Below are 24,521 nucleotides of genomic sequence, written 5' to 3'. Positions count from 1 at the left end.
AGATCGGCGGGTTCGACGCGGGCGGGATACCACTCGGCGACGTCGGGCGCGCCCTCCGTAGGATTGAGCGCGAGATTTCCTCGCTCATACGTCCACCAGGAAGGACTCCAGTGCTCCGCACGCATTTCGCCGGTTCGCTGCGCCGCGCCGACGCGTCGCAGACCGTCACAGTCGCCGGGTGGGTTGCGCGTCGACGCGACCACGGCGGCGTCGTGTTCATCGATCTGCGTGACAGCTCCGGGCTGGTGCAGGTCGTCTTCCGCGAGGAGGCGGTGGCCGAGAAGGCACACCGGCTGCGCGCGGAGTACGTCGTGAAGGTCACCGGCGTCGTCGAGGAACGACCCGCCGGCAGCGAGAACCCGAACCTGCCGTCGGGTGAGATCGAGATCAACGCCACCGACCTCGAGGTGCTCAACGAGTCGGCGCCGCTGCCGTTCCAGCTCGACGAGAGCCCCGGCGAGGAAGCGCGGCTGCGCTACCGCTACATCGATCTTCGTCGCGAAGGGCCCGCTGCGGCAATCCGCCTGCGCTCGAAGGCGAATGCTGCCGCTCGCGGTGTGCTCGCCGCTCACGACTTCGTTGAGATCGAGACGCCGACGCTGACCCGCTCGACGCCGGAGGGTGCACGCGACTTCCTCGTGCCCGCGCGGCTGCAGCCGGGAACGTTCTACGCCCTGCCGCAGAGTCCGCAGCTGTTCAAACAGCTCCTCATGGTGGCCGGTATGGAGCGCTACTACCAGATCGCTCGCGCCTACCGGGACGAAGATTTCCGCGCCGACCGCCAGCCGGAGTTCACTCAGCTCGACATCGAGATGAGCTTCGTCGACGAGGACGACGTCATCGCGCTCGCCGAAGAGATCCTCGTGGCGCTGTGGCGGCTCATCGGCGTCGAGGTCTCCACACCGATCCCGCGGATGACCTACGCCGACGCGATGCGTCGGTTCGGTTCGGACAAGCCGGATCTGCGTTTCGGGATCGAGCTCGTCGAGTGCACGGAGTACTTCGCCAACACGCCGTTCCGCGTGTTCCAGGCGCCCTACGTCGGCGCGGTGGTCATGGAGGGCGGGGCGTCGCAGCCGCGTCGTACCTTCGACGCCTGGCAGGAGTGGGCCAAGCAGCGCGGCGCCAAGGGCCTGGCATACGTGCTCGTCGGCGAGGACGGGACCCTCGGTGGTCCGGTCGCCAAGAACCTCTCCGACGCCGAGCGGGACGGTCTTGCCGCACATGTCGGCGCCAAGCCCGGCGACTGCGTCTTCTTCGCGGCGGGCCCGGCCAAGGCGCAGCGCGCACTGCTCGGTGCCGCACGCAGCGAGATCGCCGTCCGCCTCGGACTGATCCCGGCACCGGGCGAGCCCGTCGACCCGTCGACCGCCGCCTGGGCGTTCACCTGGATCGTCGACGCTCCGCTGTTCGAGCCGGCAGACGACGCGACGGCGTCGGGCGATGTCGCCGTTGGCTCGGGCGCGTGGACCGCGGTGCACCATGCGTTCACCTCGCCCAAGCCGGAGTCGCTCGACGGCCTCGAATCCGATCCGGGCAACGCGCTGGCCTATGCCTACGACATCGTCTGCAACGGCAACGAGATCGGCGGCGGGTCGATCCGTATCCATCGTCGCGACATCCAGGAACGCGTGTTCGCGATCATGGGTATCGACCACGACGAGGCGCAGGAGAAGTTCGGCTTCCTGCTCGACGCCTTCGCCTACGGTGCGCCGCCGCACGGCGGGATCGCATTCGGATGGGATCGCATCACGGCACTGCTCGCGGGTGAGAGTTCGATCCGTGAGGTCATCGCCTTCCCGAAGTCGGGCGGTGGCGTCGATCCGCTCACCGACGCGCCCGCACCGATCACCGCCGCGCAGCGCAAGGAGTCGGGCATCGACGCCAAGCCGAAGCCCAAGGGCGGCGAGTCCGACCAGGGTGCAGCGAAACCGGCGAGCTGAACGGTTGGCGACGGTCCCGCGTGACACATGTCGCACACGGGTGCGAGGGGGACCGCACGTCGGGCGCACGGGCGCTATCTGTGCTGAGATTTCTACCCATGGGGACGTATCTGCTCGACGACCTCCGGGAGGATGACCGGTGACAATCAAGGTGACGCTCGAACACCGCACTGCGTACGCGTTCGATCGGCCTGTCAAGATCTACCCGCACGTGGTGCGGCTGCGTCCTGCGCCGCACTCGCGTACTCCGATCGAGGCGTATTCGCTTGCGGTGGAACCCGCGGGACACTTCTTGAACTGGCAGCAGGACGCGTTCAGCAATTACCAAGCGCGCCTTGTGTTTCCGGAACCCTCGACGACTCTGTCGATCACGGTGAGTCTTGTCGCCGACCTCACGGCGATCAATCCCTTCGATTTCTTCATCGAGGACTGGGCCGAGGACTACGGCTTCGACTACCCCGACGAACTGCGCGAAGACCTCGAGATATATCTCCGACCGGTTGGGGTCACCGAGGGGGAGTTCGCCGGGGCGCCGGTGCATCCCGCCATCGCGGAGTTCGCGGCCGAGCACAAGCCGACATCGCCGACACGCATCATCGACTTCCTCGTCGCGCTCAATCAGGCCGTCCGCGACGCCGTCGGGTACACCGTCCGACTCGAGCAAGGCGTGCAGACGCCGGAGTACACACTCGCCAGCGCCATCGGCTCGTGCCGCGACTCCGCGTGGCTCCTGGTGGCGCTCCTGCGCGAGCTGGGATTGGCGGCGCGCTTTGTCTCCGGCTACCTGGTGCAGCTCACGTCCGACATCAAGTCGCTCGACGGTCCGTCGGGACCAAGCGCCGATTTCACCGATCTACACGCATGGACAGAGGTCTATCTGCCGGGCGCTGGTTGGGTGGGCATGGACCCGACGTCGGGTCTGTTCGCGGGGGAGGGCCACATCCCGCTCGCCGCGACGCCGACCCCCGGCGGTGCTGCGCCGATCAGCGGCGCAACCGGTCCGTGCCACGCGACCCTCGACTTCTCCAACACGGTCACCCGCTTCCACGAGGATCCGCGGGTCACCCTGCCCTATACGGAGTCGCAGTGGGAGCGGGTCGTCGAACTCGGTGCCGCGGTCGACAAGAAGATGGCAGACAACGACGTCCGACTCACGATGGGTGGTGAGCCGACGTTCGTATCCCTGGACAACCAGAGCGATCCGGAATGGACGACCGACGCCGACGGTCCGCACAAGCGTGAGTTGGCGTCGAAGCTCGCCGCGCGCCTCGCCGACGACTACGCACCGACCGGCCTCGTGCAGCGCAGTCAGGGCAAGTGGTACCCGGGAGAGCCGCTGCCACGCTGGCAGATCGCCATCATGTGGCGAGCCGACGGCCAGCCGATCTGGCGTCGGCGAGACCTCTTGGCCGACCCGTGGCAGACGCGCGCACAGGCCGCCGGGGCGATGGCACTCGAGGCGTCGGGACCGAAACCGGGCTCGGGGGGCGATCCCGCTGCCGAAAAGTTGTTGTCGGCGTTCGCATCCGCGTTGGGTCTGCCCGCCACGCAGGTGATGCCCGCCTTCGAGGACCCGCTGGTGCGGATGCGCGAGTTGTCGGCGCTCCCGCCCGGCGATCCGGGTTCCGACCCGACGCTGCCGGCCGCGCGCGCCGCGGCATGGGCAGCTGCCGCCGCCGAGGTCGCCGACGCCGACGCCGACATCGAGCCCGCCGACGATTCGACGAAGGCGCGGCGGGAACTGCTCGCGTCGCTCGACGCATCGATCACCGACCCGACGGCGTTCGTCCTGCCGCTGAGCCGCTCCGAGGACGAGACGGCGTGGCAGAGCGCGCGGTGGACGACGCGACGTGGGCGTCTGGTGCTGACGCCGGGTACCTCTCCCGCGGGCCTTCGTCTTCCGCTGAACTCACTGTCGTGGGGACCCGCACCGGTCCTGTACGAAGCCGACCCGTCGGTCCGCGCCGATCCGTTGCCCGACGACGTCGCAGATTCGTTGGGCCGCACCGTGACCGACGTCGACCCGACCGCCTTCGTGCCACGTACCGCACTGGTCGCGGAGAAGCGTGGCGACACCCTGTACGTGTTCCTACCGCCGACGGCAGAGCTCGAGGAGTATCTCGCGATCGTCGAGATGATCGAGAACGCGGCCGCGGAGATCGACACCCCGGTGGTCATCGAGGGCTACGGCCCACCCGCGGACGCCCGCCTCACCACGTTGACCGTCACACCGGACCCCGGCGTCATCGAGGTCAACGTTCAGCCGACGAGCAGTTTCGCCGAACAGACCGAGCTGCTCGACTCGCTCTACGAGCACGCACGCCGTGCCAGGCTGGGCACGGAGACGTTCGATCTCGACGGCAGCCACGGAGGCACCGGCGGCGGCAACCACATCACCCTCGGCGGATCGACGCCCGCGGATTCACCGCTGTTGCGTCGACCGGATCTGCTGGTGTCGATGTTGACCTACTGGCAGCGCCACCCGTCGCTGTCGTACCTGTTCAGCGGCAAGTTCATCGGAACGACGTCGCAGGCGCCCCGCGCCGACGAGGGCCGCGATTCGGCGCTCTACGAGATGGAGATCGCGTTCGCCGAGATCGACAGGCTCGCGGTGAAGGGCGAACCGGCGCGCGGCGCCGGCGAGAACGGCGACGGGGCACCACCGAATCCGTGGGTCACCGACCGGGCGCTGCGGCACCTGCTCACCGACATCACCGGCAATACCCACCGGGCCGAGTTCTGCATCGACAAGCTCTACAGTCCCGATTCGGCGCGCGGCAGGCTCGGGCTGCTCGAACTCCGCGGTTTCGAGATGCCGCCGCATCAGCGGATGGCGATGGTGCAGTCGCTGCTCGTCCGCTCCCTGGTGTCGTGGTTCTGGGAAAAGCCCTACCGCAGCAGGCTCATCCACCACGGCGCCGACCTGCACGGCAAGAACCTGCTGCCGCACTACGTCATCGCCGACATCGCGCAGGTCGCCGAGGAACTGCGCGAGGCGGGGTATCCGTTCGACACCGCCTGGCTCGACCCGTTCACGGAGTTCCGGTTCCCGCGGCTGGGGACCGTCGCGATCCGCGAGTACGAGGTCGAACTGCGCGGGGCGATCGAACCGTGGAACACGCTCGGCGAGGAGTCGACGGGCACCGGAACCGCGCGCTACGTCGACTCGTCGATCGAGCGGGTGCAGGTGCGTGTGCAGGGCGCCGACGACGATCGGTTCTTGTTGACCTGCAACGGCTATCCGATCCCGCTGACCGGCACCGGCAGGCCGGGTGAGCGCGTGGCGGGCATCCGGTTCCGGGCGTGGCAGCCGCCGAGCGCGCTGCACCCGACCATCAGCATCGACACCCCGCTGACCTTCGACCTCGTCGACACCCTCGCGGGCCGATCCGTCGGCGGCGCGACCTACCACATCGTGCATCCGGGCGGACGGGCCTACGACCGCCCACCGGTCAATGCCGTCGAGGCGGAGTCGCGCAGAAATGGTCGGTTCGAGGCGGCCGGGCACACCAGTGGCTCCGTCGACGTCGGACTGCTCCGGGAGCGGGTCGCCCGCATGGCCACCGACAGTGGGGTCCCGGCGATCCTCGATCTGCGTCGGGCACGTACAGTTCTTCGGTGACTGTTTCAGCGGGCGGCGGTGTGCCCGCGGTGTTCGACAGGTACCGATCCGACGGTTACACGCTGTTCGATCTCGGACAGCTCAATTCGGGCGGTTCCGCACCGGCTGCCGCACGCAACCATTACGACGAAGTGCTCGATTCCGCGGGCGCGATACGTCCCGCGTGGGACGAGCTCGTCGCGGGCTACGCGCTGCGTGGCGACGACCGACTGCGGGCGTCGGCGGCGCGGCTTGCCTCGGCGGTATCGGATGAAGGCGTCGTCTACAACCAGGTCGACGGCACCTCGACCATTCCGCGACCCTGGCTGCTCGACGCTGTCCCGCTGATCGTCGACGGCGTCGAATGGGCCGAGCTGGAGAAGGCGATCACCCAGCGGTCGATGCTGCTCGATCTCATCTTGCGCGACATCTACCGCGACCAGAAGACCATCAACGCAGGGCTGATACCTCCGGAGATGGTCTTCGGACATCCCGGCTACGTGCGCAAGGCCGCCCGGCTCGAGGTCGCGGGTCCGCATGCGCTGTTCCTGCACGCACTCGACCTCGGACGCCTGTCCGACGGCACCTTCGCCGTCTACGCCGACCGGACGCAGGCGCCGTCGGGCGTCGGGTTCGCCATCGCCGACCGTCGACTGATCTCCCGTACGTTCCCGCAACTGTTCCAGCGCTGTGCACCACGCCCGATGGCGACGTTCGCGGGCACTCTGCGACTGGCGTTGACCGACTACGCCCCGCCGGGGGTCGACGACCCGACCGTCGCGGTGTTCAGCCCCGGCAGCATGTCGGAGACCTTCTTCGACCAGGCGTACCTGGCGTCCGTACTGGGTTTCCCGCTGGTCGAGGGCGCCGACCTGACGGTGCGTGACGGCGCGGTCTACATGCGGTCGCTCGGCAAGTACAAACGTGTCGATGTGCTGCTGCGTCGCGTCGACGCCTCGTACTGCGATCCGCTCGACCTGCGGACCAACTCCCGTCTGGGCGTCGCGGGACTCGTCGAGGCCATTTCCCGTGGGAACATCACCGTCGTCAACACACTCGGCAGCGGCGTGTTGGAGAATCCGGCGCTCAACGCCGTCCTCCACAAGGTCGCGCCGATGCTCATCGACGAGGAACTCGCTCTCGGATCGGTGCCGACGTATTGGGCAGGCGAGGAGTCGGCGAGGTCGAAGATCCTGTCGTCGCTCGACTCACTCGTCCTCACGAACTTCCGTACCGGCGAGGAATTCGTCGGTCCCGCAACGAATTCCGCGACCAGAGACGTATTGCGCTCGCGGATCGACGCCGACGCCTGGCAGTGGGTGGGCCGCGAGGTCGAGGCGTACTCGGTGGCGCCGAGTCTGACCGACGCGGCGTTGCCCGCGCAGGGACGCGGCATGCTGCGTGCCGCACCCGTCTCCGTGCGTGCGTTCTCGGTCGCGCAGGGCCCCACCTACGCGGTGATGCCGGGTGGTCTCGGGTCGGTATTGGCCGACGGAGTCGTCGGCGCGTCACTGGCATCTGTTGCCGCCAAGGACATCTGGGTGACCAATCCCGATGTGGGAGGGCACGTTTCGCGGCGTACGGAGTTGCGAGGCGAACCCGACGACGAGGTCGCCATCATCACGCGCCCGGCGTCGACCGGCTATTCCGACATCGCGGCCGCCGCGAGTCCGCGCGTACTCGCCGACATGTTCTGGTTCGGCCGGTACGGCGAGCGCACCGAGTCGGTCACGCGGCTGGCGAAGGTCGCCCGCGAGCGCTACCAGGACTTCCAGTACCGGCCGTGGATGTCGGGCACCGCCGCGGTGCCGCTGTTCTTGCACGCGGTCGCCGAGGTGACCGGAACCACCGGCCTGCTCGGCACGGGGGAGACGTTGCTCGACGACGATTCGTCGCTCTCGTCGATCGAGCAGGTCAATACCGCGATCGTGAAGATCGCAGAACTGACCGTCAATCGCTACACCCAGGGCACCATCGCCCACTCGACCGAACGCCTCGTCGCCACAGCCAGGGCCGTCCGCGACCAAATGTCGACGAGTACGTGGATGGTGTTGACCCCGATGGAGCGCGCGCTCGAGTCGATGACGCGCCAGATCGAACGCGCCCGTGACGACGTCGGCGCGGGCACCGGGGTGTTCGGCGACGCAGCACTCGACCTCGGACCCGATCTCGCCCGCACGCACGAGCACATCCTGCACGGCGCTCTCGCACTGTCCGGTCTGCAAGCCGAATCGATGGTCCACGACGCCGCCTGGCTGCTCATGGATCTCGGCAGGCGTATCGAGCGGGTGATCACACTCGCCGACCTCACCCGGACGCTGTTCGAGTACGAGCATCCGCTCGACATGGAACAGGCACTCCTGGAGTCGTACCTCAGCGCCACCGAGTCGTCGGTCATCTACCGCAGACGCAACCGCGGTCTCTACCGTGCAGAGGCCGTCGCCGAGCTGTTGATGTTCGACGAGACCAACCCGCGCGCGATGATCTACCAACTCACCAAGATGCACGACGACCTGGTATCGCTGCCCGAGGCGCTGCGCTCTGCCGCCGCCGAGCGTGCGGTCGAGGAGATGACGGCCGAACTGCGTCGCTGCGGCCCGGCCGATCTCAGCAGCGTCGACGGAAACGGTCAGCGCGCCGAACTCGTCGAATTGACGAGCACACTGCGCGACCGTGCACGTGCGCTGTCCGACCTGCTCAACCGCACGCGATTCGCTCCGCCGCGCACCGCGCAACCGATCTGGGGAGGTCAGCTGTGACGACACCCGCCGATGCGCCGGCAACGCGCAAGTACCGAGTCTTCCACCGCACCTGCTACACCTACGACGACGAGGTGTCGTCGTCGTATGGCAGGTGCTATCTGACGCCGCGCGACCTGCCGTATCAGCGTGTCCACGACACCGAGACGGTGATCTCGCCCGAGCCCGCTGACCGGTCCGTCGGTGTCGACGTCTACGGCAACATCGACGCCTACTTCCACGTCCGTACCGCTCACCGCGTACTGGAGGTGACCACGACGTCGATCGTCGAGGTCGACCCCACCGACCAGGGACTCGTGCACAGCGTCGCTGCACGCGCACCCTGGGAGGACGCCCGCCCGGCCGCCACCGGGGCGGTTCTGGTCGACGAGTTCGTGCTCGACCTCGACCCACCGGAGATCACGCCTGCCGTGCGCGACTACGCCGCGGCGGTGTTCACCCCCGGGCGTCCGCTCGTCGACGCGATCATCGACCTGACGTCGCGCATCTTCTCCGACTTCACCTACCGTTCCGGATCGACGGCGATCAGCACGCGCGTCGACACGGTGCTCGAACGTCGGATGGGCGTGTGTCAGGACTTCGCCCGCGTGGCCATCGCCTGTCTGCGGTCGGTGGGACTCGCGGCGCGCTACGAGTCCGGCTACCTCGCGACCGACCCGCCACCGGGTACCGAGCGCATCTTCGGCGCCGATGCCAGCCATGCGTGGGCCGCGGTCTGGCTGCCCGGTGATCGGTGGCTGGCCTTCGATCCGACGAACAACAAGCTCGTCGACGAACGTCACGTCACCGTGGCGTGGGGTCGTGATTACGACGACGTCCCGCCGCTGCGTGGCGTGATCTACACCGATGCGTCCAAGAGCGAGATAGAGGTCTCCGTCGACGTCAGTCCCTTGTCAGACATGTCAGAGGCGAGGACGTGAGCGCTGCGAGCCGCATCCGAACCCGACCTGATTCGGGACCGTGTCGGTCGAAAAGCCGTCGGCGAACCGAATTGTTGTCTTTTGCGACGCAAAAGGATCAGGCGAACGAAAACTGCAGGTCGAGACCGTGCCGTGCAGGGTGCTCCCGTGTTCAGTCGCATAATCCGGTGACGCGTGTCGGCGCCGACGAGTAGGTTGGTTGGTGCCATGACGGTCATCACAGAAAGCCGCGTCACCAGCGTGGTGCGTGCCGCAGAAACAATGTTGTCCCGCCGAGCGGGGTCGCCGGTGGTTCTCGCCGATCCCGAGGATCTCGGAGGGAGCGGCCGAACCACAGTCGTACGGGTACGCGTGGCGCAGAACCCTCTGTCGATGGACCGCACCCTGGTCATCAAGGCGCTCCCGAGTCACGAGGATCCGCAGGCCTTTCACCGCGAGATCGCGTCGTACAAATACGCGACGGCGCTGCCGACGGAGTCGCGGCCCGGTCCGCAACTGATTGCCTCCGATCCCGACAACCGGTTGATGGTGCTCTCCGACCTCGGCCGCGGGCATCCGTTGACAGTCCTGCTCGCCGACGCCGATGTGGTCGAGATGAGCCGTGCGGTGAGCGCGTGGGGCCAGGCGCTCGGTCGGATGCATGCGGCAACGGTCGGCGGAGAAGGAGACTTCGACGCCCTGGTACGCCACGGTGCTGCAGGCACGGCGGGCAGGGACATCCTTCGCGACGAAGCAATCCGTGCCGTGTCCGCTGCATCTGCACGCGTCGCCGACCTCGGACTGACGCTTCCCGACGCCGTCGCCGAGGCACTGACGTCGGCGTGCGCGCTCTTCGACGAGGGCGACCACCGCGCATTCAGCCCCTCCGACGTCGGCCCCGAGAACATCCTTCTCAACGACGACGGCGTGCAGTTCATGGATTACGAGTGGGGCGGATTCCGCGACGCCACACTCGACATCGCCTACGGATTGGTCACCTTTGCCCCGCAACTCGGGCCGGCAGGCGTCGCTCACCGCCTCGACCTCGAGGTGTCGATGGTCGACGCCTGGCGCTCGGAAGTGGTGCCGATCTGGCCCGCACTCGAGCGCGATCGCTACATGGCACGGCAGTTGCTCACGGCGCGGCTGCTGTGGGTGTGGTTGTCGACGGTGTGGATGCTGCCCGATTCGTCGACCGACACCGTTCCGATGACGCACTATGCCCACGACTGGGCGCTGCACACCAACGATCCCCGTGTCCTCGTGGCGCGCTGGTCCGATCTCGCCGCCGCGGCGACGAGCAACGCCGAGATCTCTGAGTTCGCAACCGAAGTGGGCCTCGCGCTGCAGCGTGCGTGGCTGGACTGACCGCGGTGGGGGGATTGTTCGACCCGCCGCCTCAGAGTTCGACGAGCGGCGCCACATCGCTGACATCGCCGCCGTCACCGAGCGCACCGCTGGCGGTGCGCATGCGTCCGCAGACTCTCGACGACATCGTCGGCCAGCAACACCTCCTCGGCGAGGGGTCACCACTGCGTCGTCTGATCAGCGGATCGGGCGCGGCGTCGGTGATGCTCTACGGCCCACCGGGCACCGGTAAGACGACGATGGCCTCGCTCATCTCGAGCGCGGCGGGCGGACGATTCGAAGCGCTCTCGGCGCTGTCCGCGGGCGTGAAGGAGGTGCGCGCGGTCATCGAGGTCGCGCGGCGTCGATTGGCGGCCGGTGAGCAGACCGTCTTGTTCATCGATGAGGTCCACAGGTTCTCCAAGACCCAGCAGGATGCGTTGCTCGACGCCGTCGAGAACCGGATCGTCCTCCTCGTCGCCGCGACCACCGAGAATCCGTCGTTCTCCGTCGTGTCCCCACTGTTGTCCAGATCGCTTGTGCTGCAGTTACGTTCGCTCACCGACGACGACATTCGCACGGTGCTGCGCCGCGCCGTCGCCGACGAACGCGGACTCGGCGGTGCCGTCACCGTCACCGACGACGCGTACGACCACCTCGTGGCGGTCGCGGGTGGCGACGCGCGCCGAGCACTGACCGCACTCGAGGCCAGCGCCGACGCAGCACTGCGCGAGCCGACAACCGATGACGAAGGCAGTGGTGAGGCGGTTGCCGAACGCCGCGAGATCCCTGAGATCGGTGTAGCCGACGTCGAGGCGGCCATCGACCGCGCGGCCGTGCGGTACGACCGCGACGGCGACCAGCACTACGACGTGACCAGCGCGTTCATCAAGTCGATCCGCGGATCCGACGTCGACGCCGCGGTGCACTACCTCGCCCGGATGATCGCCGCAGGCGAGGATCCCCGCTTCATCGCCAGGCGGCTGATGATCCACGCTAGCGAAGACATCGGGATGGCCGATCCGATGGCGTTGCAGACCGCCGTCGCCGCGGCGCAGGTGGTGGCTCTCGTGGGGATGCCGGAGGCAAAGCTGGCGCTCACGCAGGCGACCATCCACCTCGCGACCGCCCCGAAGTCCGCGGGTGTGGTCAGCGCTATCGGCGCTGCGCTCGCCGACGTCGAAGCAGGCAAAGCCGGCGCCGTGCCGCCCGGACTACGCGACGCGCACTACAGCGGCGCCAAGAAGTTGGGCAGCGGCGTCGGATATCAGTACCCCCACAACGATCCTGACGGTGTTGTGCCGCAACAGTATCCACCCGATGAGCTCGTCGGCGTCGACTACTACGTGCCCACCGATCACGGTTTCGAGCGCGAGATCGGGCCGCGGGTGGCCAAACTGCGATCGATCGTGCGCCGGGCGACGCGCCGGCCGAAGAAGTCGTGACGCCGCTCAGCGGTGGCGTGTAGAGAACGCCAGAGCCGTTGCTGCCGCGGCCATTGCGATGCCCACCCACACCGGCGACACCCAACCGAGCCCTGCGCCGATCGTCAGTCCGCCGAGAAACGTGCCGATCACGTTGCCCACGTTGAACGCGGCGATGTTGGCTGCCGACGCCATGGTCGGTGCGTCGCCCGCGAAGTGCATCACCCGCAGTTGCAGCGGCGGGCTGGTCGCGAACCCGACGAGGCCCATGACGAAGAGCAGGATCGCGACGGCGACCGGCACGTGTGCGAGCAGTGCGTAGGCGACGAGGGTGAGGGTCAGCAGCACGGGCAGAGTGCGCAGTGTGAGCGTGAGGTTGCGATCGGCGGCCCAGCCGCCCACGATGTTGCCGACGCACAGTCCGAGCCCGAAAACGATCAGCAGCCAGGCCACCGCGGACTCCGGATAGCCCGTGACATGCGTGACGAGGGGCTCGATGTAAATGAACGCGCCGAACACTCCGCCGAAGAGCACCATTGTCAGGACGATCGAGATCAGCACCTGCGGTCGAAGCAGGACACGGTAGGCCGATCCGCCGCTCGACGTCGGCGCCGGTCGTGACGGGACGAGTGCAACGATCCCGACCAGTGCGACAACTCCGACGACGCTCACCATCCAGAACGCCGCCCGCCAGCCGAAGTGTTGTCCCACAACGGTTCCGAAGGGAACCCCGATCACGTTCGCCGCAGTCAAACCGGTGAACATCACCGCGATCGCGCCGGCTCTGCGGTGCGGCGCCACGAGGTCGGCAGCCAGCACTGCGCCGATACCGAAGTAGCCGCCGTGGCACATCGCGGTGACCACACGGCCGAGCAGCGCCACGTCGAATGTGGGTGCGAGGGCGGTGAGCACGTTGCCGACGATGAATAGGCACAGGAGCACCACCGAATCCGCCGACGGCCAGTGCGGTCAGAGCCGCTCGGGCGTGTGGTGTGGCGGTGGCCTTGTCCAGGGTGGAATCTGTTGCGGCAGTTGCGGTCTCACTCATGGTGGTTCCTTCACGACGAGATGACGCGCGGTCGGGTGACCGGCGTGGGAAAAGGGGAACGGTGCGGTGCGGGCTCAGCCCGAAAGCGTCGTGCTCGCGAGCAGGCGTAGCGCGTCGGCGTGCGACGACCCTGGCGTGGCGTGCATGAGCATCAATCGATGCCCGTCTTCCTGGGGGAGATGCAGCATGTCGTAGGTGAGGTCGAGATCGCCGACGATCGGATGCCGGAAGCGCTTGGTACCGCTCGAACAGGGTTCGACGGGGTGCGCCGCCCAGATCCGGGCGAAGTCGGCGCTGCGGGAAGCCAGGTCTGGGACGAGAAGGTCGATGTCGTGGATGTGCAGGGGTGCTGTGTGACGTATCGCAACGAGGCAACTGCCAGTCGTGCCTCGAACTCCCAGTCACGGTGCAGCGCGCGGGTGGTCGGGTCGGTGAACAGCATCGACACCTTGTTCGGCGGTGTACTCGACGTCGGGGCTGCAGGGTCGCGGTGACTCGCCAGCACCGCGTGACCGAGGCGATTCCAACCGGCGATGTCCTGCACAGGCGAGAGCGCGATCGCAGCGACGTCGGGCATGGCGTCGAGCAGCGTCGCGAGACCGGGACGCATTCGCACTCTGACCGGCGGCGGCGTCGCCGAGCCCGCGAGGTGATAAAGGTGTGCACGTTCGACTTCGTCGAGGCGTAGTGCGCAGGAAGTCGGCGAGTTGCTCGGCGGCCGTTGATCCGTTGGTCACGAGTCCATCGTGACCCGATCAACGGCCATGTGCCTGTCCCTGCCGGTGCCAGTCAGCCCGTCACTTGACGATGAAGACGTCCGAGCAGCTCGGCGCAGGAAGCGTCAGCAGTGGCCCCCGATTGACCGGCCGCAGCTCGATACGCACCCGACCTGCGCCGGTGTGGACGTCGCGGAAGTCGTGAATCGAGCCGCCACTGGCACCAGTTGTGCGCTGGACGGCTCTCAACGTCTCCGAGCGATGAGTGTTCAGGTTCGTCCAGACGACCGTCATGAGGTTGTCGTATCCCCAGATGCTGAAACTCGCCGTTACCGATATGTCGACGGCGCCGCGCTGCCCGTTGCGTAGCCACTGACTGGTGCTGATGCCACCGGAGTACGTGTTGTCGATGATGTTGGGGCTGAGGGCATTGCAGCGGTTTCGGGACATCTGGTTGATCACCCCATCGGATTCGTCGTAGGTGGCTGCCGATGCCACACCGATGCCGACGGAGGTGACGACGAGCGCGACGAACAGGACGAGTGCGGAGCGGGCTACTGTGATCGGTCTCATGTCTTTGTGATCGTGAATCGCATCTGGGTCGTTAGCCTAGTGATCGTTTTGTGCTCCCGAAGACGCTCTTCAGGTGTCCTGGTGACGCGGCGGTAGGCTGGTATGTCGCAGATCGTCGGATTCGCGCGTGCCCGGGTCCCGACGGTGACGACAGACGTACACGCACCACGACCACCGAGGACGAGAACCCAGTGCAGACGCATGAGATCCGGCAGAGATTCCTGGATCACTTCATCAAGGCCGGACACACCGAGGTGCCCAGTGCCTCGCTGATCCTCGACGATCCCAACCTGCTGTTCGTCAACGCAGGCATGGTGCCGTTCAAGCCCTACTTCCTCGGTGAACAGACCCCGCCGTTCGACCGCGCCACCAGCGTGCAGAAGTGTGTCCGCACACTCGACATCGAAGAGGTCGGCATCACCACCCGCCACAACACCTTCTTCCAGATGGCGGGCAACTTCTCGTTCGGCGACTACTTCAAGCGTGAGGCCATCCGCTTTGCGTGGGATCTGCTCACCTCGTCGGTGGACGACGGCGGATACGGCATCGACCCGCAGAAGCTCTGGCCGACGGTCTACCTCGACGACGACGAGGCGTTCGCGATCTGGCGCGACGAGATCGGTGTTCCCGCAGAGCGCATCCAGCGGCGCGGGATGAAGGACAACTACTGGTCGATGGGCGTGCCCGGCCCGTGCGGCCCGTGCTCGGAGATCTTCTACGACCGTGGACCCGCCTACGGCGTCGAAGGTGGACCCGAAGCCGACGAGGATCGCTACATCGAGATCTGGAATCTCGTGTTCATGCAGAACGAGCGAGGCCCCGGCGGAGCCAAGGAGGGTTACGAGATCCTCGGCCCGCTGCCGAAGAAGAACATCGACACCGGTATGGGCGTCGAGCGTGTGGCCTGCCTGCTGCAGAACGTCGACAACGTCTACGAGACCGACTTGCTCAAGCCGCTCATCGACCTGGCGTCGGAGCTGACCGGTCGGGGCTATGGCGCGGGCAATCACGACGACGACGTGAGGTTCCGCGTCATCGCCGACCACGCCCGCACCGCGGTCATGCTCATCGGCGACGGCGTGCTCCCAGGTAATGACGGACGCGGTTACGTGCTGCGGCGACTCCTGCGGCGCGTGGTCCGCTCCATGCGGTTGCTCGGCGATGCCAAGCCGACCATGGAGATCATCGTGAACACGGTGATCGACGTCATGTCGCCGTCGTACCCCGAACTCGCCGAGCAGCGCGCCCATATCGTCACCGTCGCGGTCGGCGAGGAGACGTCGTTTGCCAAGACGCTCGAGGCCGGGTCCAAGCTGTTCGCCGACGCCGCGCAGGCCACCAAGGCGGCGCACAAGAAGACGATCAGCGGTAACGACGCGTTCACCCTGCACGACACATACGGATTCCCGATCGATCTCACGCTCGAGATGGCCGCGGAGGCAGGTCTCGACGTCGATCAGCAGGGATTCACCGAACTGATGGCGGAGCAGAAGCAGCGCGCCAAGGACGACGCGGTGGCCCGCAAGACCGGACACACCGACGCCGCGGTGTACCGCGAGTTTCTCGACCGCGGCCCCACCGAGTTCACCGGCTTCGACGAGCTGGTGTCCGAGGCACGAGTGCTCGGTCTCATCACCGACGGCACGCGCGTGCGGTCGGCGGGCCCCGGTGAACAGACCACGGTGATCCTCGACCGCACGCCGCTCTACGCGGAGTCGGGCGGTCAGATGGCCGACATCGGCACGATCACCACCAGCGACGGCACCCGACTCACCGTCAGCGACGTGCAGAAGGTCGGCAAATCGGTGTGGCTGCACAAGGCCACCGTCGACGCAGGCGAGATCCACGACGGCGACGAGGTGATCGCTTCTGTCGATCAGTCGTGGAGACACGGTGCGACACAAGGACATTCGGGTACGCACATGGTCCATGCCGCGCTGCGCGAGGTACTCGGCCCCAGCGCGACACAGGCCGGGTCGCTCAACCGGCCCGGCTACCTGCGCTTCGACTTCCACTCCGGCTCGGCGCTGAGTGAGGATCAGCGGCAGCAGATCGAAGAGATCTCGAACGCCGCCGTCGAGTCCAATTACCCGGTGCACACGTTCGAGACCGGCCTGAGCGAGGCGAAGGCGATGGGCGCGATGGCGCTCTTCGGCGAGAACTACGGCGATGTCGTGCGCGTCGTCGAGATCGGCGGGCCCTTCTCGATGGAGCTCTGCGGCGGAACGCATGTGGCGTCGTCGGCGCAGATCGGACCGGTCACGTTGATCGGCGAATCCTCCGTCGGATCAGGCGTGCGGCGCGTCGAGGCGTACGTCGGAATGGACTCGTTCCGCTACCTGTCCAAGGAACGTGCGTTGCTCGCGGGACTGGCGTCGTCGCTCAAGGTGCCCTCCGCCGAGGTTCCGGGCCGCGTCGAGCAACTCGTCACCCGCCTGCGTGATGCGGAGAAGCAGCTCGAGAAGGTGCGTGCCGACGCTGCTCGCTCGGCGGCAGGCGATCTGCTCGATTCCGCCGACACCGTCGGTTCGACGCTCGTGGTCGGCGGGGTGGTCCCGGGAGTCGGGGCCAACGACCTTCGCGGTATCGCGACCGATCTCCGAGGCCGCGTCGGTGACCGACAAGCCGTGATCGCGTTGTTCTCGACGACCGGTGAGGGCGACGACACCAAGGTTCCGTTCGTCATCGCCACGACGGATTTCGCGCGGGGCGCCGGCATCAAAGCGGGCGACCTGGTCAAGGAGATCGCGCCACTCGTGGGTGGACGCGGCGGTGGCAAACCCGACCTCGCGCAGGGATCGGGCACCGACGCCGCGGGGATCGACGCCGCGCGGACCCGCATCCGGGAGATCGTCGGCCGATGAGTCTGACTCGGGGGCGTCGTCTCGGCGTCGACGTGGGGAGCGTGCGGATCGGGGTGGCCGTGAGCGATCCCGACGGCATCCTCGCGACACCTGTGGAGACGGTCGCGGGAGCCGACGTCGACGCCGCGGTGGCGCGACTACGCGCACTGGTCGAGGAGTACGACGCCGTCGAGGTGATCGTCGGGCTGCCCAAGACGCTGCGCAATACGGACGGTCCGGCAGCCGATAAGGCACGCGCCTTCGGGACCCGACTCGCCGAAGGACTTGAGGGGATTTCAGTAGTGTTTTCTGACGAGCGACTCACCACCGTAGCTGCGCAGCAGGCGCTACACGCCAGTGGACGCAGCGTGAAGGCGTCGCGCGGGGTGATTGATCAGGCGGCTGCGGTCGCTATTCTTCAGGGGTGGCTGGATTCGCGACGATGAGTGGTTCAACGCTGTCCACGGACCATCTCGCCATGCGAGTCGTCAGATATGAGGGAGGAGACGTTCGGTGACCGACGAACGGCATCGGAATCGTCATCGTGAACTCTCTGATCATCCTACCGAAGGACTGGATCTCGAGCGACTCCGGTACTTCACACAACCGGCCGACGGCAAGCCGCACAACCGGCATCGGCGTCGACGCACCGGCACCACGGGACAGATACCGGTAGTCCGCACCGACACTCCCAGGCCCCAACGTCCGCGCACCGACGGCGCGCAGTCGCCACAGCCGGCGCGAGACGTTCCGCAGGGTCGTGTCGCGCGCCCGGCGCAGGGTGCGCCAGAGGCTCCCGCTACCCGGCCCCAGCCGACCGATCGGCCCGTTCGCCGACCGGAACCGTCTGCGGACGGCGAGTCGGTGGATACCTTCCACATGGCCACACCGCGTCGCGCCCGCCCGCAACGCATCTCGCCGACGCCGCCCGTCGACCATCAACTCGATACAACCCGGGTCGACCCGGCGCCGGTTGAGACGACGCCGGCCGACGCCCCGGTGACGTCGCGGACGACAGTCTCACCAGAGGCTCACGGGGCCCACGACTACCAGGGGGCCCATGACTACCAGGATGCGCACGACTACCAGGGCGCCCCTGTCGCACTCGAGTCGATCGAGCCCGACGAGTCGTACGACTCGATCGACCACGACCAACCGATCTCGCCGACGCGCAGGGGGAGGGGCCGCACACGCACTCCCGAATCGCGACGCAGACGACGCAAGCGACGAACCGTGCTCGCAGCGGTCATCGCCATCATGCTGATCGCGGTTGTCGGTGTCGGCTACTACGGGTTGCGTGCGGCGGGCTTGCTGGACTCGCGCAAGGACTACACGAACGCTGCGGGCACCGGCGACGTGATCGTCGACATTCCGCAGAACTCGACGTTGAAGGATTTCGGGCGAATCCTCGCAGACGACAACGTCGTCGGCAGTCAGCGTGCATTCATCAATGCCGCTGACGGACAGGCGATTTCGGGCGGCTACTACAAACTACGCACCGAGATCCCCGCGTCGACAGCCGTGCAGATGCTCACCGACGGGACCACGCACCGGGTCGGTCGAGTCGTGGTTCCGGAGGGTCTGCAGCTCGACACGAAAAAGGGCATAGACGGCAAGACGACGCCGGGCATCTTCCAGAAGATCTCCGACGCCACGTCCGTCACCGTCAACGGACAGAAGATCGGCGTGTCGGTCGACGACCTGCAGAAGGCGGCAGCAGACACCCCCGCGCAGCAACTCGGCGTACCCGACTGGGCGGTCGCCGACGTCGAGAAGCTCAATGGCGATCACCGGCGGATCGAGGGACTGATAGCTCCGGATACCTGGGAGACGATCGATCCGCATATGTCGGCGACGCAGATCCTGCAGCAGTTGATCTCGCAGAGCGGGCAGCGTTTCGCGCAGTGGGGTTTGAATTCAGAGGGTTCCAACGACTCGGGTCTGACGCCGTATCAGACCTTGGTGTCGGCGTCCGTTGTCGAACGCGAGGTCACCAAGCCGGACGACTACGCCAAGGTCGCGCGGGTGATTCTCAATCGTCTCGACAAGGACCAGCGCCTCGAGATGGATTCGACCGCCAACTACACCGCGACGGTGACAAACATCGACCTCGACGGTGAAGCATACAAGTCCGACAATGCGTGGAACACCTATCAGATGAAGGGGCTCCCGGCTACGCCGATCGGTGCGGTCGGCGAGCGTGCGCTGGAGGCGACCGAACGTCCGGAGAGCGGCAACTGGCTGTACTTCGTCACCGTCGACCGCGAGGGTACGACGCTGTTCGCCGACACCTTCGACGAGCACAAACGCAACCGCGAGAAGGCGTGCGACAACAAGCTCCTGACCACCGGGTGTAGTTGAGTCGATGGATCTGACACCTCCGCCACGGCACGCTCCCGTCGGTGGCACCGCGGGCCGCCGTGCCGCGGTCCTCGGCTCGCCGGTCTCGCATTCGCGCTCACCCGACCTGCATCTCGCGGCGTACCGTGCCCTGGGATTGGATGACTGGACCTACGAGCGGATCGAGTGCGACGAGCGTCGGCTTTCCGAACTGGTGGGCGCGCTCTCGCCCGAATGGGTAGGCCTGTCGGTCACCATGCCCGGTAAGCGTGTCGCACTCGAGGTCGCAGACGAACGCACCGAGCGGGCAGTCCTCGTGGGTTCGGCAAACACCCTGGTGCGCACCGAGAACGGCTGGCGCGCCGACTGTACCGACATCGATGGCATGATCGGTGCCCTGCGGGAGGTCGACGTCGCGGTGGCCGGGCGTCCGCACGCCGTTCTCGTGGGGGCGGGTGGAACCGCGCTGCCGAGCGTGGCCGCGCTCGCGGAGGCCGGTTTCGCTGAATTGACGGTGGTCGCGCGCGACGAGGGACGCGCGTCCGACGTGGTCGACCTCGCGCGGCGACTCGATCTCGACGTGCGCTTCCTTCCGTTCCGTCCGTCGCGAGAACTCCTCGAGGCGAGCGCCGACGCCGGCGTCGTCGTTTCGACGGTCCCCGCCGCGGCGGTCGAGCCGATCATCGACTCGTTCACGCACACGCGCGCGCTCGTCGACGTGATCTACAACCCGTGGCCGACGCCGCTCGCGAACTCCGTGTCTGCCGGCGGAGGGCGCGTTGTCGGGGGTTTGGTGATGTTGCTCAACCAGGCGTACAGCCAGGTGGAGCAGTTCACGGGACGTGTCGCACCGCGTGAGGCGATGGCCGCCGCGCTCGACTGATCCCTCCACACTCACAGCCCGATCCACAGGTGCGCCGCGCCTATCGGCGGCGGCGCGTCGGATTGCGACTCGTCGTCGAGACTGTCGTGCATGGAACCCGTTGGCTGCCTGGTCGCGCTGTGGCTGGCCGCGCTCGCCGACATCGACCGTCGTACCTCGCGGTTGCCGACCGTTCTGCTGTGGCCCGGTTGTGTCGCAGTCGGGGTCTCGTCGTGCGTACGACCGTGCATTGCGCTCGCCGCGGTCGCTGCCGCGGGTCCGTACCTCGTTGGGTGGCTCACCGGTCTCTGCGGTGGTGGCGACGTCAAGTTGGCGTTCGCGCTCGGCGGCACGCTCGCCGACCCGGCGTCGGCATTGCTGATGGTGCTCTTCGCTCAGGTACTCGGGCTGCTGATGCGACGAGGGCGGCAGCGCTGGCCACACGGGCCGCCGATGATCGCCTCGGGCGCGATGCTGCTCGTCGCAGGCTCGGGATGAGAAGACGTGGGATGGCAAGACGTGGTTGGGGTGTCGCCGCCGTCACATGGAACAATTGATCCTTGTGTTGCGCTGGATAACCGCCGGAGAGTCTCATGGCCCGGCCCTTGTTGCCATTGTCGAAGGCATGGTCGCCGGGGTGGAGATCACCTCGACCGACATCGCCGAACAACTCGCACGCCGCAGGCTCGGCTACGGGCGTGGTGCGCGCATGAAGTTCGAGGCCGACAAGGTGAGCGTGCTCGGGGGTGTGCGACATGGGCTGACCCTCGGTGGGCCGGTCGCGATCGAGATCGCCAACAGCGAGTGGCCCAAGTGGGAGACCGTGATGGCGGCCGATCCCGTCGACCCCGCTGAACTCGAGGGCAGCGCGCGTAACGCCGCGCTGACCCGCCCCCGGCCAGGGCATGCCGACTACTCCGGCATGCTCAAGTACGGATTCGACGACGCTCGTCCGGTGCTCGAACGTGCGAGCGCCCGCGAAACCGCCGCGCGCGTCGCGGCGGGCACCGTCGCGCGCAACTTCCTGCGTCAGGTGTTCGGGATCGAGGTGATCTCGCACGTGATCTCGATCGGTGGCAGCACTCCGTATGTCGGTCCGCCACCGACGATCTCCGACCTCGCCGCGATAGACGAGAGCCCGGTGCGTGCGTTCGACAAGGCTGCCGAGGAATCGATGATCGCCGAGATCGAGACCGCGAAGAAGGAAGGCGACACGCTCGGCGGCGTCGTCGAGATCGTCGCGACCGGTGTTCCGGTCGGGCTCGGTTCGCATGTCAGCGGCGAGACCCGACTCGATTCGCGCCTGGCGGGCGCGCTCATGGGTATCCAGGCGATCAAGGGCGTCGAGGTCGGCGACGGCTTCGAGACCGCACGTCGTCGTGGCAGCGCCGCGCACGACGAGATGGTTCCCGGACCCGACGGCGTACTCCGGTCCACCAACCGTGCGGGTGGCCTCGAGGGCGGCATGACGAACGGTGAGGACATCCGTGTCCGTGTCGCCATGAAGCCGATCTCGACGGTGCCGCGCGCACTCTCGACGATCGACATGGCGACCGGTGAGCAGGCGCAGGCCATCCATCAGCGTTCCGACGTCGTCGCCGTGCCCGCTGCGGGCGTCGTCGCCGAGTCGATGGTGGCACTCGTCGTCGCACAGGCTGCCCTGGAGAAGTTCGGCGGCGATTCGGCGACCGAGACCTCCGACAATCTGGCCGGGTACCTCAAGCGCGTCGCGCAGCGCGGAGCGCGGTCGTGAACACACCTGCGGCAGCGGGCGTGACATCGACGAGTAAACCGGCCGCTGTGCTCGTCGGGTTCATGGGTGCGGGGAAATCGACCGTCGGTAGGTTGCTCGCCGACAGGCTCGGGGTCGACTTCATCGATACCGATCACGAGATCGTCCGCCGAACCGGGCGGTCCATTCCCGACATCTTCGTCGCCGATGGTCCCGAGAAGTTCAGGGAACTCGAAGCGGAGGTCGTGGCCGACGTGCTCGCAACGCGCAGCGGGATCGTCGCGCTCGGCGGTGGCGCTGTCACCACGGCGGACGTGCGCACGGCTCTTGATTCGCATCGTGTCTTCTACCTGCGCGTCAGTGCGGAGTCGGGATTCGCCCGGGTGCGCGAGTCCGATCGCCCGCTACTGGCCTCCGACGATCCGGCGGAGCGCTACCGATCGTTGCTCGCCGAACGCGAAGAAACCTATACGGCGGTCGCGCGCGTCGAAGTCGACGCGCATGGCGATCCCGACGCCGTCGCCGATCTGATCATTCTGGCGTTGGCCGACGAACTCACAGCAGGGAGAACCTCATGACCGAGCCGATCTCCATCCGGGTCGACGGGGCGTCGCCCTACGACGTCGTCATCGGGCGCGGGCTGCTCGACGAGGTGGCGCAGGCAGCGGTCGGCGCCGACAGGATCGCCGTGCTGTACCAGCCGACTCTCGCGCAGACGGCAGAGCAGGTGCGAGAGTTCTTGGCGGACAAGGGATTCGATGCGCATCGCGTGGAGATTCCCGATGCGGAGGCCGGTAAGGACCTGTCGGTTGCCGCGTTCTGCTGGGATGTCTTCGGGCGTATCGGTCTCAAGCGCAACGACAAGGTCATCGCGCTCGGCGGGGGAGCTGCAACCGACCTCGCCGGCTTCGTCGCGGCCACCTGGATGCGCGGGATCGGTGTCATCCACATACCGACGACGCTGCTCGCCATGGTCGACGCCGCTGTCGGCGGCAAGACCGGCATCAACACCGACGCCGGCAAGAATCTCGTCGGCTCGTTCCACGAACCCGACGCCGTGCTCATCGACATCGCCACGTTGGAGACGGTGCCGCGCAACGAGATCATCGCGGGTCTGGCCGAGGTCATCAAGACCGGATTCATCGCCGATCCCACCATCCTCGACATCATCGAAGCCGATCCCGCCGCCGCCACCGACCCGACCGGTCCGGTGCTGCCGGAGCTGATCCGACGTTCGGTCCAGGTCAAGGCCGACGTCGTCTCCGCCGACCTCAAGGAATCGTCACTGCGCGAGATCTTGAACTACGGACACACGATGGGGCATGCGATTGAGCGTCGTGAACGCTACCGGTGGCGCCACGGTGCCGCCGTGGCCGTCGGATTGGTCTATGCGGCCGAATTGGCGCGGCTCGCAGGACGACTCGACGACGAGACGGCGGACCGGCATCGGAGCATCCTCGAACTGGTCGGCTTGCCGACCACATACGACGCCGACGCGTTCCCCGATCTGTTGGAGGGGATGTCGGGCGACAAGAAGAACCGTTCGGGCGTTCTGCGGTTCGTCGTACTCGACGGACTGGCCAAGCCGGGCAGGCTCGAGGGCCCCGATCCCGGCCTGCTTGTCGCGGCCTATTCGGCTATCGCCTCCGAGCGTCCGACCGCAGGCACCACGCTGCTCTGATCAGGCCGGTACCGCTCTGATCAGGCGGGGTCGGCGCCCGATTTCGCGACCGTGCGCTCGTCGGTGCGTTCGATGACGGCTGTGTCGTCGTCGCGGGAGTCGTCGACGCGGTTGGATTCGTCGTCGAGGCGTCGCTGTTCCTTGCGTTGGTCGCGGCGGGTGAGCCAGCGGCCCAGGGACGCCCCGATGAACGCTGGGAAGAAGATGAGAAGCGCGATGAACGAGCCACCTGCGATGATCTCGATGAAGAAGCTCGATTCGCTGATGCCCTGAACACCGATGGTGCCGAGGATCCAGCAGATCAGGCACGACACGAGGCCAGCGAAGACGCCTGCCTTGAGCCAGCGGATCGTGAGGTCGTCGTAGTCGTCGGGATCCGGATGCGCCCGGGCGTCGCGGATGCCGTCGAACCCACCCCAGACCAGCGCGATGAAGACAACGGCTGCGACCGCGATGGTCCTCCATGCCGTCGAGTGCAGTGGCGACTGCACCACGGCGATGCCGAGCAAGACACGAGCGACGACGTGGACCGCGGTCATGACGACACCGCGCAGCAACCAGGACACCATGGCCGACAGCATACTCATGGGTGACGTGATCTCGAACACGCGGGAGTGGGGGGGGGGGGGGGGGCCCCCCCCCCCCCCCCCCGGGGGGGGGGGGGGGGGGGGGGGGGGGGGGGGGGGGGGGGGGGGGCGGGGCCCGCCCGCCCCCCCCCCCCCCCCCCCCCCCGCGCGCCCCCCCCCCGCCGCC

Annotated in this window: 18 protein-coding genes and 1 pseudogene; 14 read left to right on the top strand and 5 right to left on the bottom strand. The window is 67.3% G+C overall.

Annotated elements, in window-relative coordinates:
* The first annotated feature begins 110 nt into the window (after nt 1-110).
* The 6 genes from aspS (at nt 111) to A5766_RS16475 (ending at nt 11,994) form a co-directional block, all read left to right on the top strand.
* Nucleotides 111-1,943 (top strand): aspartate--tRNA ligase, encoded by a 1,833-nt coding sequence (gene aspS, locus A5766_RS16500; RefSeq protein WP_064905547.1) that lies wholly within the window; start codon nt 111-113, stop codon nt 1,941-1,943.
* Nucleotides 1,944-2,082: 139 nt separating this feature from the next.
* Nucleotides 2,083-5,565: a transglutaminase family protein gene (locus A5766_RS16495; RefSeq protein WP_064905545.1), complete on the top strand. Its 3,483-nt coding sequence runs from the start codon at nt 2,083-2,085 to the stop codon at nt 5,563-5,565.
* Nucleotides 5,562-8,303: a circularly permuted type 2 ATP-grasp protein gene (locus tag A5766_RS16490; protein WP_064905543.1), complete on the top strand. Its 2,742-nt coding sequence runs from the start codon at nt 5,562-5,564 to the stop codon at nt 8,301-8,303. The genes A5766_RS16495 and A5766_RS16490 overlap by 4 nt, the downstream gene beginning before the upstream one ends.
* Nucleotides 8,300-9,223, top strand: coding sequence for a transglutaminase family protein (locus A5766_RS16485; protein ID WP_064905541.1), 924 nt, complete (start codon nt 8,300-8,302; stop codon nt 9,221-9,223). The genes A5766_RS16490 and A5766_RS16485 overlap by 4 nt, the downstream gene beginning before the upstream one ends.
* A 207-nt stretch (nt 9,224-9,430) precedes the next feature.
* Nucleotides 9,431-10,570, top strand: a complete 1,140-nt coding sequence (locus A5766_RS16480) for a hypothetical protein (protein ID WP_005202643.1) — start codon at nt 9,431-9,433, stop codon at nt 10,568-10,570.
* Nucleotides 10,571-10,575: 5 nt separating this feature from the next.
* Nucleotides 10,576-11,994 carry a replication-associated recombination protein A gene (locus tag A5766_RS16475; RefSeq protein ID WP_064866352.1) on the top strand — a complete coding sequence of 473 codons (1,419 nt, stop codon included), beginning with the start codon at nt 10,576-10,578 and terminating at the stop codon, nt 11,992-11,994.
* A gap of 6 nt (nt 11,995-12,000) precedes the next feature.
* Here the strand turns inward: A5766_RS16475 and A5766_RS16470 are convergent, their stop codons facing one another.
* From A5766_RS16470 to A5766_RS16455, 4 genes and pseudogenes are all read right to left on the bottom strand, one after another.
* Complete coding sequence (locus tag A5766_RS16470) at nt 12,001-12,915, bottom strand: MFS transporter (RefSeq protein WP_231894682.1); 915 nt, start codon at nt 12,913-12,915, stop codon at nt 12,001-12,003.
* 180 nt (nt 12,916-13,095) lie between these two features.
* On the bottom strand, nt 13,096-13,299 hold the full coding sequence (locus tag A5766_RS25345; RefSeq protein ID WP_269449455.1) for an MmyB family transcriptional regulator: 204 nt from the start codon (nt 13,297-13,299) through the stop codon (nt 13,096-13,098).
* 134 nt (nt 13,300-13,433) lie between these two features.
* A pseudogene (locus A5766_RS25340) lies at nt 13,434-13,598 on the bottom strand (MmyB family transcriptional regulator); the annotation flags it as partial.
* Nucleotides 13,599-13,818: 220 nt separating this feature from the next.
* Nucleotides 13,819-14,310, bottom strand: coding sequence for a hypothetical protein (locus tag A5766_RS16455; protein WP_064863364.1), 492 nt, complete (start codon nt 14,308-14,310; stop codon nt 13,819-13,821).
* Nucleotides 14,311-14,501: 191 nt separating this feature from the next.
* On the opposite strand from A5766_RS16455, the gene alaS reads away from it, so the two are divergent.
* From alaS to aroB, 8 genes are all read left to right on the top strand, one after another.
* On the top strand, nt 14,502-17,174 hold the full coding sequence (alaS, locus tag A5766_RS16450; RefSeq protein WP_064863371.1) for an alanine--tRNA ligase: 2,673 nt from the start codon (nt 14,502-14,504) through the stop codon (nt 17,172-17,174).
* Nucleotides 17,171-17,599 (top strand): Holliday junction resolvase RuvX, encoded by a 429-nt coding sequence (gene ruvX, locus A5766_RS16445; protein WP_064863363.1) that lies wholly within the window; start codon nt 17,171-17,173, stop codon nt 17,597-17,599. The genes alaS and ruvX overlap by 4 nt, the downstream gene beginning before the upstream one ends.
* A gap of 433 nt (nt 17,600-18,032) precedes the next feature.
* Entirely contained in the window at nt 18,033-19,514 is a 1,482-nt protein-coding gene (gene mltG / locus A5766_RS16440) for an endolytic transglycosylase MltG (protein ID WP_082965547.1), read from the top strand.
* A 4-nt stretch (nt 19,515-19,518) separates the two neighbouring features.
* A complete protein-coding gene (locus A5766_RS16435) occupies nt 19,519-20,376 on the top strand; it encodes a shikimate dehydrogenase (protein WP_064863361.1) in 858 nt (285 codons plus the stop codon).
* A 90-nt stretch (nt 20,377-20,466) separates the two neighbouring features.
* Complete coding sequence (locus A5766_RS16430) at nt 20,467-20,853, top strand: prepilin peptidase (RefSeq protein ID WP_064905532.1); 387 nt, start codon at nt 20,467-20,469, stop codon at nt 20,851-20,853.
* 46 nt (nt 20,854-20,899) lie between these two features.
* The gene (aroC, locus tag A5766_RS16425; protein ID WP_064863359.1) at nt 20,900-22,108 is read left to right on the top strand and encodes a chorismate synthase; all 1,209 of its coding nucleotides are present in this window, start codon (nt 20,900-20,902) and stop codon (nt 22,106-22,108) included.
* Nucleotides 22,109-22,170: 62 nt separating this feature from the next.
* Entirely contained in the window at nt 22,171-22,665 is a 495-nt protein-coding gene (locus A5766_RS16420; RefSeq protein ID WP_197501508.1) for a shikimate kinase, read from the top strand.
* Nucleotides 22,662-23,768, top strand: coding sequence for a 3-dehydroquinate synthase (aroB, locus tag A5766_RS16415; RefSeq protein ID WP_005202666.1), 1,107 nt, complete (start codon nt 22,662-22,664; stop codon nt 23,766-23,768). The genes A5766_RS16420 and aroB overlap by 4 nt, the downstream gene beginning before the upstream one ends.
* A gap of 20 nt (nt 23,769-23,788) precedes the next feature.
* Here the strand turns inward: aroB and A5766_RS16410 are convergent, their stop codons facing one another.
* Complete coding sequence (locus A5766_RS16410) at nt 23,789-24,337, bottom strand: B-4DMT family transporter (RefSeq protein ID WP_064905551.1); 549 nt, start codon at nt 24,335-24,337, stop codon at nt 23,789-23,791.
* Between the last annotated feature and the right edge of the window lie 184 nt (nt 24,338-24,521).

The organism is Gordonia sp. 852002-51296_SCH5728562-b (genome assembly GCF_001665475.1).
Taxonomy (GTDB): domain Bacteria; phylum Actinomycetota; class Actinomycetes; order Mycobacteriales; family Mycobacteriaceae; genus Gordonia; species Gordonia sputi.
This window is presented reverse-complemented; position numbering and strand designations above follow the sequence as displayed.